We start from the raw sequence: 11,905 nt of genomic DNA on the forward strand, positions 1-11,905 counted from the left end.
GGCGCGCCGCGGCCGGCGGGCGAGAAGCCCGTCGCGTCGCCGGCCGTGCGCCGGCGCGCGCTCGAGGCCGGCATCGACCTGCGCCAGGTGCGCGGCACCGGCCCGGCCGGCCGCATCGGGCACGACGACCTCGACGGATTCCTGAGCGCCGGGCCCGAGCCGGAGGCCGTGCCGGCGCCGGCCGGGCGGCGGCCGAACACGGCGGTCGAGGACGTCAAGGTCATCGGGCTGCGCCGGCGCATCGCCCAGCGCATGGCCGACGCCAAGCGCCGGGTCGCCCACTTCTCCTACGTGGAGGAGGTTGACGTGACCGCCCTGGAGGAGCTGCGCGCCGCCCTCAACCTGCGCTACGGGGCGAGCCGCCCGAAGCTGACCCTGATCCCGTTCCTGGTCCAGGCGCTGGTGCGCACGGTGCCGGACTTCCCCCAGATGAACGCGCACTACGACGACGAGGCGGAGGTGATCCACCGCCACGGCGGCGTGCACGTCGGCATCGCCACCCAGACGCCCAACGGCCTGATGGTACCGGTGCTGCGCCACGCCGAGGCGCGCGACCTCTGGGACGCGGCCGCCGAGGTGCGGCGCCTCGCCGACGCGGCCCGCTCCGGCCTGGCGGCCCGCGACGAGCTCACCGGCTCCACCCTCACGATCACCTCCCTGGGGGCGCTCGGCGGCATCGTGACGACGCCCGTGATCAACCGGCCCGAGGTCGCGATCCTGGGCGTCAACAAGCAGGTGATGCGGCCCGTCTGGCGCGACGGCGCCTTCGCGCCCCGCCTCACCATGAACCTCTCCTCCTCCTTCGATCATCGCGTGGTCGACGGCTACGACGCCGCGCTCTTCGTGCAGGCGCTCAAGGCCCTCCTCGAGACGCCCGCGATGCTGTTCATGGATGCCTGACCCCCATGGGTGAGATCACCACCAAGCTCCTCGTGCTCGGCGGCGGCCCCGGCGGCTACGTCGCGGCGATCCGGGCCGGCCACCACGGCATCGACACGGTGCTGGTCGAGGAGACGCGCCTCGGCGGCACCTGCCTCAACGTCGGCTGCATTCCCTCGAAGGCCGTGATCCACGCGGCGGAGGCCTACCACGCGGCCCTGCTCCAGGCCGCGGGCTCGCCCTTCGGGCTGAGCGCCGGGCCGCCGAGCCTCGACTTCACCCGCACGGTCGCCTGGAAGGACGGCATCGTGGCCCGCCTCAACACGGGCGTGGCCGCGCTCCTGAAGCGCGGGGGCGTCAAGATCCTGCGCGGGCGCGGCACCATGGTCGACGGCAAGACCTGCCACGTCGAGACCGACACCGGTCCCGAGCGGGTGCGGGCCGAGCACGTCATCCTGGCCACCGGCTCGGTGGCGAGCGCCCTGCCGTCGCTGCCCTTCGGCGGGCGCGTGATCTCGTCGACCGAGGCCCTCTCGCTGCCCGCCGTGCCCGCCAGCATGGTGGTGGTGGGCGCGGGCTACATCGGGCTCGAACTCGGCACAGCCTTCGCCAAGCTCGGCACGAAGGTCACCGTGGTCGAGATGGCGGAGCGGATCCTGCCGCTCTACGACGCCGAGCTGACGAGGCCGGTGGCCCGGCGCCTCGGCACCCTCGGGATCGAGGTCCTGCTCGGCGCCCGCGCGGCGGGTATGTCGGAGGCGGGCGACGCGCTCCGGGTCGAGACCGGCGGGAGCACCCGCGACATCCCCGCCGCGACGATCCTGGTCGCGGTCGGACGCCGGCCGCGCACCGCCGATTTCGGCCTCGACCGGCTCGACCTCGACATGAGCGGCCCCTTCATCCGCATCGACGAGCGCTGCGCCACCTCCATGCGCAACGTCTGGGCGGTGGGCGACGTCACCGGGGAGCCGATGCTCGCCCACCGGGCCATGGCGCAGGGCGAGATGGTGGCCGACATCGTGGCCGGCCACCGCCGCGCCTTCCACAAGGTCGCGATCCCGGCCGTCTGCTTCACGGACCCGGAGATCGCCTCGGCCGGGCTGTCGCCCGACGAGGCGCGGGCGGCGGGCCACGAGGTGCGCACGGGCCTGTTCCCGTTCGCCGCCAACGGGCGCGCCATGACGCTCGCGGACGAGGACGGCTTCGTGCGGGTGACGGCGCGGGCCGACAACCACCTGGTGCTGGGCATCCAGGCGGTGGGCGCCGGCGTGTCGGAACTCTCGGCCGGCTTCGGCCTCGCCCTCGAGATGGGCGCGCGGCTCGAGGACGTGGCGGGCACGATCCACGCCCACCCGACCCTGGGCGAGGCCTTCCACGAGGCGAACCTCCGGGCCCTCGGCGAGGCGCTCCACATCTGACGGCCGCCGGGCCGGCCGGGCCCGGCCCTCAGCGCCCGGGAGGGACCGGCACCCAGACCCGCCCGTCGAACAGCCGGCGCGCCGTGCGGTAGAACGACCCGGCCCGGGCGATCCAGGCGCCGTCCTCCCGGGCGACGTCGGCCCCCACGGTCAGCACGCCCGACGGCATCCCGAGGCGCAGCGCCCCGTCCCCCGCCGCCGGCGACAGCGCCTCGGCGACGAGGGTGCCGGCGATGCGCGCCGCCACCGCGATGCAGAGCGACACCGTCAGGGGCAGGGCCCTGTGCGGCTGGCCGTTCGAGATCACGCGGGCGGCGAGGTCGATCTGCCCGGCCCGGATCCCCTCGCCCGTGAGCGTCGGGGCGTCGGCGGCCGGGCCGACGACGCCCACGAACGGCACCACCCGGAGGGCGCGGGCCGCGGCCGCGTCGGGCGCGATGCCCATCCGCACGGAGCCCGCGACCCGGATGTCGTCGAGGAGGCGCAAGGCCGCGGGGTCGGCGTCGAGCGCGTCGGGGAGTTCGGCGCCCGTCAGCCCGACGTCCCGGGCGCGGACGAACACCGCGGCGTTGCCGGCATCGACCAGGGAGGCCTCGACCGGGCCGAAGCCCGGCACGTCGAGGCGGTCGAGCGCCCTGCCGCTCGGCAGGAGCCGGCCGGTCGTGGCCCCGCCGGGCTCGAGGAAGTCGAGGCGCACCGGCGCCCCGGTCCCGGCGACCCCCGGGATCGCGAGGTCCCCGTCGTAGCGCGCCCGGCCCCGGTCGACCGGGAAGGTGGCGCGGATGATCTTGCGGGTGTTGGTGTTGTGGATGCGGATCGTCGCCACGTCCCCGTCGACGCCGACCAGCCCCTCGTCGACCGCGAAGGGGCCGACCGCGGCGCTCATGTTGCCGCAATTGCCCGCGTGGTCGACCCGGTCCTCGCGGATCTGGACCTGGGCGAAGGTGTAGTCGAGGTCGGCGTCCGGGCGCGTCGCCGGGGCGAGGACGCAGACCTTGGAGAGGGACGAGACGCCGCCGCCCATGCCGTCGAGCTGCCGGCCGTAGGGGTCGGGCGTGCCCATGGCGGCGGTGAACAGCGCGTCCCACGCGGCCCTGTCGGCCGGCAGGTCCCGGGCGTGGAACATGATGGCCTTGCTGGTGCCGCCCCGCATGAAGACGGCCGGGATCGCGCGCTGCATCGCTCTGCCTCCTCGCCTCGGGACCGGAGCCGGCGGGCGGGTCTCCATACCAGAGAACGCCCGCGCCGGCGTCGGCCTGCGGGCGGTCCGCAGGCGACGGCCGGCGCGCCGCCCGGTCCCGGGGCTGCTCCGCCCGGCCCCGGGACCGGGCCGGTCTTGACAGCCCGGCGCCGCCGCGTAGTAATTCACCGGTGAGTTACTAACGAGTGCCGAACGGCGCCGGTGCGACGAGGAAACCCCCGGGATGGCGGCGAACCCACGGCGCCGGTTGCTGGCGCGCGCTCTCGATTCGGCCTGGATCCGGCCGCTCGTGATGATGGTCGGGCTGATCGTCCTGTGGGACCTCGCCGTGCGGCTCCTGCGCATCCCGCCCTACCTCGTCCCGGCCCCCCTCGACGTGGTGGCGGCCTTCCGGAGCGAGGGCGGCGAGCTCCTGGCCCAGGCGGTGCCGACGACGCTCGCCACCCTGGGCGGGTTCGGCCTCTCGGCAGTGGTCGGCATCGGGCTCGCGATGCTCATCGCCGGGTCCCGGCGGGTCGAGGCCTACCTCTACCCGCTCCTGGTGTTCTCCCAGTCGATCCCGAAGGTCGCGGTGGCGCCGCTCTTCGTGGTCTGGTTCGGGTTCGGCATGACCCCGAAGGTGATCTCGGCCTTCCTGCTCGGGGTCTTCCCGGTCGTGGTCTCGGGCGTCCAGGGCTTCAAGTCCCTCGACCCGGACATGCGCGACCTCGCGCGCGCGATGAAGTGCTCCTGGCTCCAGACCTTCCGGATGGTGAGCCTGCCCCACGCCCTGCCGTCGATCTTCGCCGGCCTCAAGGTCTCGGTGACCCTGGCGGTGGTGGGCGCGGTGGTCGGGGAGTTCGTGGGCGCCAATTCCGGCATCGGCTTCGTGCTCCAGCGCTCGATCGGCAATTTCGATCTGCCCACGATGTTCGCCGCCCTGGTGATCCTGGCGCTGATCGGCGTGGTGCTGTTTGCCCTCGTCGACCTCGTGGAGCGCCTCGCCGTGCCCTGGCACGCGAGCCAGCGCGCGCCGATCCACGCCACGGCCTGACGCGCGAGGCCGGACCACGCCCGACGGGAGGACGCCCCCCATGACGCCCAGAACAGTCGCAGGCCTCGCCCTCCTGGCGGGCGCCCTGATCGCTGGCCTGCCGGCCGCGCCCGCCCGGGCCGCCGACAAGGTCGTGCTGATGCTCAACTGGTACGTCTACGGCGAGCACGCGCCGTTCTACTACGGCCGCGAGACGGGGCTCTACGCCGCCGAGGGCATCGACCTCGAGATCCAGGAGGGCCGCGGCTCGGCCGTCACCGTCCAGGCGGTCGCGGCCAGGACCGTGCAGTTCGGCTACGCCGACGTGCCCACCATGATGAAGGCCGCCGCCAAGGGGGCGCCCGTGACGGCGGCCGGCGTGCTGCTCCAGCGCTGCCCGATGTCGGCGATGGGGTTCTCCGACAAGAACATCCGCCGGGCCGAGGACATGCGGGGCAGGACCATCGCCACGACGCCGGGCGATTCGATGTCGCAGATCTGGCCGCTCTTCCTCAAGAAGGCCGGCCTCAAGGAGAGCGAGATGCGCATCGTGGCCGGCGACGCCCAGACCAAGCTCAACGCGGTCATCAACGGCCAGGCCGACATGCTCCTCGGCTACGTCATGGACCAGAGCATGAAGATCAAGGACGCCACCGGCAGGGCGGTGACCCCCGTGGCCTTCGCCGATTACGGCGTCACGCTCGTCTCCTCCGGGATCGTCGCCAACACGGATTGGCTCAAGGACAACCCCGACCTCGCCCGCCGCTTCATGAGCGCCACCACCCGGGCGGTGGAGGGCGCCGAGAAGGCGCCCCGCGCGGCCGTCGACGCGGTCCTCAAGGCCCTGCCCAAGGCCGGCAGGCCCGAGACGCTGCTCGAGGGCTTCAACCTCACGGTGCCGTTCTACCGCACGCCCGAGACGCAGGGCCTGCGCCCGTTCCAGGTCACCGACGCCACGATGGCGGAGACCGTGAACGTGCTGGTGGAGTACGGCGGCCTGAGCGCCGCCGCCAAGGCCGACCCGAAGGCCTTCTACACCCGCCAGTACCTGCCCGCCGGGCAGACCAACTAGGGGCCGGGGCCGGATGTCCAACGCGCCCCTGCGGGTCGTGCACGACGGCGCGCCGGCCACGGCCCGCCCGGTGCTGATCGAGATCCGCGCCCTCGCCAAGACCTACCGCACGCAGGACGGCGCGGTGCCCTCCCTGCGGCCCCTGGACCTCGACCTCGGCGAGGGCGAGTTCGTCGCCGTGGTCGGGCCGTCCGGCTGCGGGAAGTCCACCCTGCTCAAGCTCGTGGCCGGGCTGATCCGGCCGACCTCCGGCGAGGTCCGCATCGGCGGCCGCCCGGTCGTGGAGCCGCCGGACGACGTCGGCATCGTGTTCCAGAACCCGGTGCTGCTCGCCTGGCGGACCATCCTGCGCAACGTGATGATGCCCGCGGAGGTGCGGCGCCTCGACCGCGCCGCCCACCTCGCCCGCGCCAGGGCGCTCCTCGCGACGGCGGGCCTGTCGGATTTCGAGAACAAGTATCCCTGGCAGCTCTCGGGCGGCATGCAGCAGCGGGCCGCGATCTGCCGCGCCCTCGTGCACGATCCGCGCCTCGTGCTGATGGACGAGCCGTTCGGGGCCCTCGACGCCCTGACGCGGGAGCGCATGAACCTCGAGCTGCAGCGCATCCACCACGAGACCGGCAAGACCATCCTGCTCATCACGCACTCGATCCCGGAGGCGGTCTTCCTCGCTGACCGGGTGGTGGTGATGTCCGAGCGGCCGGGCGCCATCGCGGCGATCTACGACGTGGCCCTGCCGCGCCCGCGCACCATCGACCAGATGGGCAACCCGGTCTTCGCCGACCTCGCGCGCCGCATCCGCGGGCACTTCTACCCCCAGGGGCAGCTGGCCCCGGGGCCGTCGCCCCAGGCGCATCTGGATTGACCGGGATGGCGGGGATCCGGCTGACGCTCCGCGACATCGTCCTGTTCGAGCGGCCGATGCGCTTCACGCACCCGTTCCGCTTCGGCGTCGCGCGGGTCGAGGCCGCGCCCCAGGCCTTCGTGCGGGTGAGGGTCGAGACGGAGCACGGCGCCTCCGCGGGCGCCGCCGCCGAGATGATGATGCCGAAATGGTTCGACAAGGACCCGCGCAGGAGCCCCGACGAGACCGTGGCGGACCTGCGGGCGAGCCTGGCGGCGGCGGCGGGCCGCTACGCCGATGCCGGGTCGGTGCCGCGCACGCCCTTCGGGCTGCACGCGGCTGCGCGCGACCCCGGCGAGGGACGGGGGCCGGCGCTGGTGCGGGCCTACGGGGCGGCGGTGATCGACCGGGCCGTGCTCGACGCCGCCCTGCGGGCCGCGGGCCTCGGCCTGCTCGAGGGCCTGCGGGCGAACGCGCCGGGCCTCGACGCGCGCCTGACCCCCGACCTCGACGACCGGGAGATCGCCGGGCACCTGCGGAACCTGGCGCCGGTCGGGCACGTCGCGCTCCGGCACACGGTCGGCCTCGCCGACCCGCTCGACGCCCTCGAGGCGCTCCTCGCGGGCGGCGCCCTGGGCTACCTCAAGGTCAAGCTCGGCGGGGACCCGGACGCGGATGCCGGGCGGCTCTCCGCCGTCGCGGATCTCCTCGCGCGGCACGCGCCCGGGGCCCGGGTCACGCTCGACGCCAACGAGGGCTACGATCCCGGCCGCCTCGCCGTCCTCCTGGAGCGGCTCGACGCCCCGGCGCTCGCGGGCATGCGCCGGCGCCTCCTCTACGTCGAGCAGCCCTTCGACCGGGCGGAGACCTTCGCGCAGGCCCTGGGGCCCCTCGCCGCCGCGGTGCCGTTCGTCATCGACGAGGCGGACGGCGACCTCGACGCCTTCCCGCGGGCCCTCGCCCTCGGCTACCGGGGCGTGTCGATCAAGGGCTGCAAGGGGCTCTACAAGGGCCTCCTCAACGCCGTGCGGGCGGCGGCGCGGCCCGGCGCCTTCGTGACCGCCGAGGACCTGACCTGCCAGGCCGGCCTCGCGGTGCAGCAGGACACCGCCCTCGCGGCCGCCCTCGGGCTCGCCCACGCCGAGCGCAACGGCCACCACTACGTCGCGGGCTTCGGCCCGGCCCCGGACGCGGAGGCGGAGGCCTTCGCGGCGGCCCATCCCGGCCTCTACGTCCGCACCCGGGCGGGCATCCGCCTCGCCACGGCCGCGGGCCGGCTCGCGGCCGGCTCGCTCCTCGCCGTCCCGGGCTTCGCCGGCGGCGCCGAGCCCGACTGGGCCGCGATGGCGCCGATCCCGACCCGCACCCCCATCCAGGCCCCACGGGAGATCCGCGCATGAGCGCACGCAGGCTCGGCATCATCATGAACGGCGTCACCGGCCGGATGGGGATGAACCAGCACCTCATCCGCTCGGTGGCGGCCATCCGCCGCGAGGGCGGCGTCCTCCTGTCGGACGGCAGCCGGGTGCAGCTCGACCCCGTCCTGGTCGGCCGCGACGCCGGCCGGGTCGAGGCCCTCGCCCGCGCCCACGGCGTCGAGCGCTGGACCACGGACCTCGACGCGGCACTGGCCGACCCGCGCGACGAGATCTTCTTCGACGCCGCCACGACCCAGATGCGCCCGGCGCTCCTCGAGCGGGCGATCGCCCGGGGCAAGCACATCTACTGCGAGAAGCCCATCGCCACCGGCCTGCCCGAGGCCCTGCGCATCTGCCGGCTCGCCCGCGAGGCCGGCGTGCGCAACGGGGTCGTGCAGGACAAGCTGTTCCTGCCCGGCCTCCAGAAGCTCCGGATGCTGCGCGATTCCGGCTTCTTCGGCCGCATGCTCTCGGTGCGCGGCGAGTTCGGCTACTGGGTGTTCGAGGGCGACTGGCAGCCCGCGCAGCGCCCGTCCTGGAACTACCGCACGCAGGACGGCGGCGGCATCATCCTCGACATGGTCTGCCACTGGCGCTACGTCCTCGACAACCTGTTCGGCGAGGTGCGCTCGGTCTCCTGCATCGGGCAGACCCACATCCCCGAGCGGGTCGGCGAGGACGGCGCGCGCTACGGCGCCACGGCGGACGACGCGGCCTACGCCACCTTCCTGCTCGACGGCGGCGTCATCGCCCACATCAACATGTCCTGGGCGGTGCGGGTCTACCGCGACGACCTCGTGACCTTCCAGGTCGACGGCACCCACGGCTCGGCGGTGGCGGGGCTCACCGGGTGCGTGATCCAGCCCCGCCAGGCGACCCCGCGGCCGGTCTGGAACCCGGACGTCAAGCAGGGCATCGACTTCTACGCCGGCTGGCAGGAGGTGCCCGACAACGTGGTGCCGGACAACGGCTTCAAGGCGCAGTGGGAGATGTTCATCCGCCACGTCGCCGAGGACGCGCCCTACCGCTACACGCTCGTCGAGGGCGCCAAGGGGGTGCAGCTCGTCGAGTGCGCGCTCCAGAGCTGGAAGGAGCGCCGCTGGATCGACGTGCCGCCGCTCAACGTCGCGGGCGCGCCCGCCGGCACGCCGCAGGCGGGCGCCGCCCAGGAGGCCCGCCATGAACCGGCCTGAGACGATGAACCGGCCTGAGACGATGAACCGGCCCTCTCCCTGCGCCTGCCCCGGGCCGACCGCAGCCTCGAGACCTACCGCCTGTCGGCGCCGCGGGCGTTCCCGGCCCGGGCCGCGGGGCCGATGAACCGGGTGGCGTTCTCGGCCGCCCACGTCGTGGCCGACCCCTTGAGCGACGCCGACCCGTGGCTGCGGCCCGCCATCGACTGGGACCGGACGCTCGCCTACCGCGAGCACCTCTGGGACCTCGGCCTCGGCGTCGCCGAGGCGATGGACACGGCGCAGCGCGGCATGGGCCTCGACTGGCCGACCTCCCTCGACCTCATCCGGCGCTCGGTCGCGGCGGCCCGCGGCCGGCCCGGCGCCCTCGTCTTCTCGGGCGCCGGCACCGACCACCTCGCGCCCGAGGCCGCCCGCAGCCTCGACGACGTGAGCGCGGCCTACGAGGAGCAGGTCGCGGCGGTCGAGGCGGCGGGCGGGCGCATCATCCTGATGGCCTCGCGGGCGCTCGCCCGGGTCGCCCGCTCGGCGCAGGACTACGCCCTCGTCTACGACCGGGTGCTGTCGCAGGTGCGCGCGCCCGTCATCATCCACTGGCTCGGCGACATGTTCGACCCGGCGCTCGCCGGCTACTGGGGCGCCGACGCCTTCGACGACGCCATGGCGACCGCGGTCGACATCATCAACCGCCACGCCGCCAGGATCGACGGCGTGAAGATCTCGCTCCTCGACAAGGACAAGGAGATCGTGATGCGCCGCCGGCTGGCGCCGGGCGTGCGCATGTACACGGGCGACGACTTCAACTACGCCGAGCTGATCGCCGGCGACGAGCACGGCCATTCCGACGCCCTGCTCGGCATCTTCGACGCCATCGCGCCCGCGGCCTCCGCGGCCCTCGTCGAGCTGGCGCGGGGCGAGACGGCGCGCTTCCACGCGATCCTGGCGCCGACGGTGGCGCTGTCGCGGCACATCTTCCGGGCGCCGACGCGGTTCTACAAGACCGGGGTGGTGTTCATGGCCTACCTCAACGGCCATCAGGACCACTTCACCCTGGTGGGCGGGCAGGAGAGCGCGCGCTCCACCCTGCACCTCGCCGAGATCTTCCGCCTCGCCGACGCCGCCGGCCTCCTGGACGATCCCGAGGCGGCGGCCGCCCGCATGCGGGCGGTGCTGGCGGTCCGGGGCGTGGCGTGAGCGGTCCGATGCGCGACCTCTCGGGCGACCACCGCCTTCTCTCCCTCAACACCGCGACGGTGCGCCGGCAGGGCGACCTCGCCGCCATCGTGGAGGCCTGCGCCCGCCACGGCATCCGGGCGATCTCGCCCTGGCGCGACCAGGTCGAGGCCGTGGGCCTCGCGCCCGCCGTGGCGGCCGTGCGGGAGGCGGGCCTCGCCCTCTCGGGCTACTGCCGGGGCGGCATGTTCCCGGGCGATCCCTCGCAGGCGCCGGCGGTGCGCGACGACAACCGGCGGGCCGTGGACGAGGCCGCCGCGCTCGGCGCGCCCTGCCTGGTCCTGGTGGTGGGCGGCCTGCCGCAATACGCGCGCCCCGGCTCGGCGCCGTCGCGCGACCTCGGCGCCGCCCGCGCCCAGGTCGAGGACGGCATCCACGACCTCCTGGGCTACGCGCGCGCGGCCGGGATGCCGCTCGCCATCGAGCCGCTGCACCCGATGTACGCGGCCGACCGCGCCTGCGTGAACACGCTCGCGCAGGCCCTCGACCTCTGCGACCGCCTCGACCCGGGGCGCACGGGCGCCCTCGGGGTCGCCTGCGACGTCTACCACGTCTGGTGGGACCCGGACCTGCTCGGGCAGATCGCCCGGGCGGGCGCCGAGCGGATGCTCGCCTACCACGTCTGTGACTGGCTGGTGCCGACCCGCGACCTCCTCCTCGACCGCGGGATGATGGGCGACGGGATCATCGACCTGAAGCCGGTCCGGGCCGCCGTCGAGGCGACGGGCTTCGCGGGCTTCTGCGAGGTCGAGATCTTCTCGGAGGCCGATTGGTGGCGCCGGCCCATGGACGAGGTCCTCGAAACGTGCATCCAGCGTCACCGGACCGTCGTCTGACGGCGAAGGCAGGCAACCGGCCGGGAGCGCCCGGCCGGTCGGAGGCTCTGAGCGTGACATCTCTCGACGCCCGCGCGGCAGGCCCGGCGGCCCCGGAGCGCCCGGTGCGCCAGCGCGACCCGGAGCGGACGCGGGCCAACATCCTGGCGGCCGCCACCGCGGCCTTCACGGGGCGGGGCTTCTCCGGCACCAGCATCGACGACATCGCGGTGCGGGCCGGCGCCAACCGGCGCATGATCTACCACTACTTCGGCAGCAAGCGCGGGCTGTGGCTCGCCGTGCTCGAGGCGGCCTACGAGCGCGCGCGCTCGGCCGAGATGCGCCTCGACCTCGCGGCGCTGGCGCCCGAGGCCGCGATGCATCGCCTCGTCACCTTCACGTTCGATTCCTTCACGGGCGACCGCACCTTCATCAACCTCCTCAACAGCGAGAACCTCCACCAGGCCCGCCACCTGAAGGATTCGGCGCGAGTCAAGGAGATGCACTCGCCCCTGATCGGCCTGATCCGGGAGATCCTCGAGCGCGGCGTGCGCGAGGGCGCCTTCCGGCCCGGCATCGACGCGGCGCAGCTCTGGATCTCGATCGCGGGCCTGTCCTACTTCTACTTCGCCAACGTCTTCACCCTCTCGGTGATCCTCGACCAGGACCTCCAGGCGCCCGGGCCGGTCGCCCACCGCCGCGCCCACGTGGCCGACCTGATCGTCGCCTCCCTGAGGGCGGGCGCGGGCGAGGGCGCCGGCCGCGGGGAGGCGCCCGCGGCCGAGGCGCGCGCCCCGGCGGTGCGGCCGCGGCGGGGACG

Annotated in this window: 11 protein-coding genes; 10 read left to right on the forward strand and 1 reads right to left on the reverse strand. The window is 74.5% G+C overall.

The window, feature by feature from the left end; all coding sequences use genetic code 11:
- The coding region (locus tag DT057_RS31405; protein ID WP_162501563.1) for a dihydrolipoamide acetyltransferase family protein at nucleotides 1–900 on the forward strand (900 nt) is incomplete at its 5' end.
- A gap of 5 nt (nucleotides 901–905) precedes the next feature.
- The gene (gene lpdA / locus DT057_RS31410; protein WP_128565982.1) at nucleotides 906–2,297 is read left to right on the forward strand and encodes a dihydrolipoyl dehydrogenase; all 1,392 of its coding nucleotides are present in this window, start codon (nucleotides 906–908) and stop codon (nucleotides 2,295–2,297) included.
- 28 nt (nucleotides 2,298–2,325) lie between these two features.
- On the opposite strand, the gene DT057_RS31415 is transcribed toward lpdA, so the two are convergent.
- A complete protein-coding gene (locus DT057_RS31415; protein ID WP_128565983.1) occupies nucleotides 2,326–3,477 on the reverse strand; it encodes a 2-methylaconitate cis-trans isomerase PrpF family protein in 1,152 nt (383 codons plus the stop codon).
- 244 nt (nucleotides 3,478–3,721) lie between these two features.
- Between DT057_RS31415 and DT057_RS31420 the strand changes: the two genes are divergently transcribed.
- The 8 genes from DT057_RS31420 to DT057_RS31455 form a co-directional block, all read left to right on the forward strand.
- A complete protein-coding gene (locus tag DT057_RS31420; protein ID WP_128565984.1) occupies nucleotides 3,722–4,531 on the forward strand; it encodes an ABC transporter permease in 810 nt (269 codons plus the stop codon).
- A 40-nt stretch (nucleotides 4,532–4,571) separates the two neighbouring features.
- Complete coding sequence (locus DT057_RS31425) at nucleotides 4,572–5,582, forward strand: ABC transporter substrate-binding protein (RefSeq protein ID WP_128565985.1); 1,011 nt, start codon at nucleotides 4,572–4,574, stop codon at nucleotides 5,580–5,582.
- 13 nt (nucleotides 5,583–5,595) lie between these two features.
- Nucleotides 5,596–6,447 (forward strand): ABC transporter ATP-binding protein, encoded by an 852-nt coding sequence (locus DT057_RS31430; RefSeq protein ID WP_128565986.1) that lies wholly within the window; start codon nucleotides 5,596–5,598, stop codon nucleotides 6,445–6,447.
- Between the two features lie 5 nt (nucleotides 6,448–6,452).
- Nucleotides 6,453–7,826: an enolase C-terminal domain-like protein gene (locus DT057_RS31435; RefSeq protein ID WP_128565987.1), complete on the forward strand. Its 1,374-nt coding sequence runs from the start codon at nucleotides 6,453–6,455 to the stop codon at nucleotides 7,824–7,826.
- Complete coding sequence (locus DT057_RS31440; RefSeq protein ID WP_128565988.1) at nucleotides 7,823–9,037, forward strand: Gfo/Idh/MocA family protein; 1,215 nt, start codon at nucleotides 7,823–7,825, stop codon at nucleotides 9,035–9,037. Before DT057_RS31435 ends, DT057_RS31440 begins: the two co-directional genes overlap by 4 nt.
- Nucleotides 9,038–9,076: 39 nt before the next feature.
- Nucleotides 9,077–10,231: a dihydrodipicolinate synthase family protein gene (locus DT057_RS31445; protein WP_128565989.1), complete on the forward strand. Its 1,155-nt coding sequence runs from the start codon at nucleotides 9,077–9,079 to the stop codon at nucleotides 10,229–10,231.
- Between the two features lie 8 nt (nucleotides 10,232–10,239).
- Entirely contained in the window at nucleotides 10,240–11,106 is an 867-nt protein-coding gene (locus DT057_RS31450; RefSeq protein ID WP_128565990.1) for a sugar phosphate isomerase/epimerase family protein, read from the forward strand.
- A gap of 53 nt (nucleotides 11,107–11,159) precedes the next feature.
- The coding region (locus DT057_RS31455) for a TetR/AcrR family transcriptional regulator (RefSeq protein WP_244937415.1) at nucleotides 11,160–11,905 on the forward strand (746 nt) is incomplete at its 3' end.

This window comes from Methylobacterium crusticola (assembly GCF_003574465.1).
In the GTDB taxonomy this organism is placed as follows: Bacteria; Pseudomonadota; Alphaproteobacteria; order Rhizobiales; family Beijerinckiaceae; genus Methylobacterium; species Methylobacterium crusticola.

What these genes read in the sequence shown, in the direction of transcription:
- DT057_RS31430 (WP_128565986.1), top strand. Translation starts at nt 5,596, where the DNA reads ATGTCCAACGCGCCCCTGCGGGTCGTGCACGACGGCGCGCCGGCCACG.
- DT057_RS31420 (WP_128565984.1), top strand. Translation starts at nt 3,722, where the DNA reads ATGGCGGCGAACCCACGGCGCCGGTTGCTGGCGCGCGCTCTCGATTCG.
- DT057_RS31440 (WP_128565988.1), top strand. Translation starts at nt 7,823, where the DNA reads ATGAGCGCACGCAGGCTCGGCATCATCATGAACGGCGTCACCGGCCGG.
- DT057_RS31425 (WP_128565985.1), top strand. Translation starts at nt 4,572, where the DNA reads ATGACGCCCAGAACAGTCGCAGGCCTCGCCCTCCTGGCGGGCGCCCTG.
- DT057_RS31450 (WP_128565990.1), top strand. Translation starts at nt 10,240, where the DNA reads ATGCGCGACCTCTCGGGCGACCACCGCCTTCTCTCCCTCAACACCGCG.
- DT057_RS31435 (WP_128565987.1), top strand. Translation starts at nt 6,453, where the DNA reads ATGGCGGGGATCCGGCTGACGCTCCGCGACATCGTCCTGTTCGAGCGG.
- lpdA (WP_128565982.1), top strand. Translation starts at nt 906, where the DNA reads ATGGGTGAGATCACCACCAAGCTCCTCGTGCTCGGCGGCGGCCCCGGC.
- DT057_RS31415 (WP_128565983.1), bottom strand. Translation starts at nt 3,477, where the DNA reads ATGCAGCGCGCGATCCCGGCCGTCTTCATGCGGGGCGGCACCAGCAAG.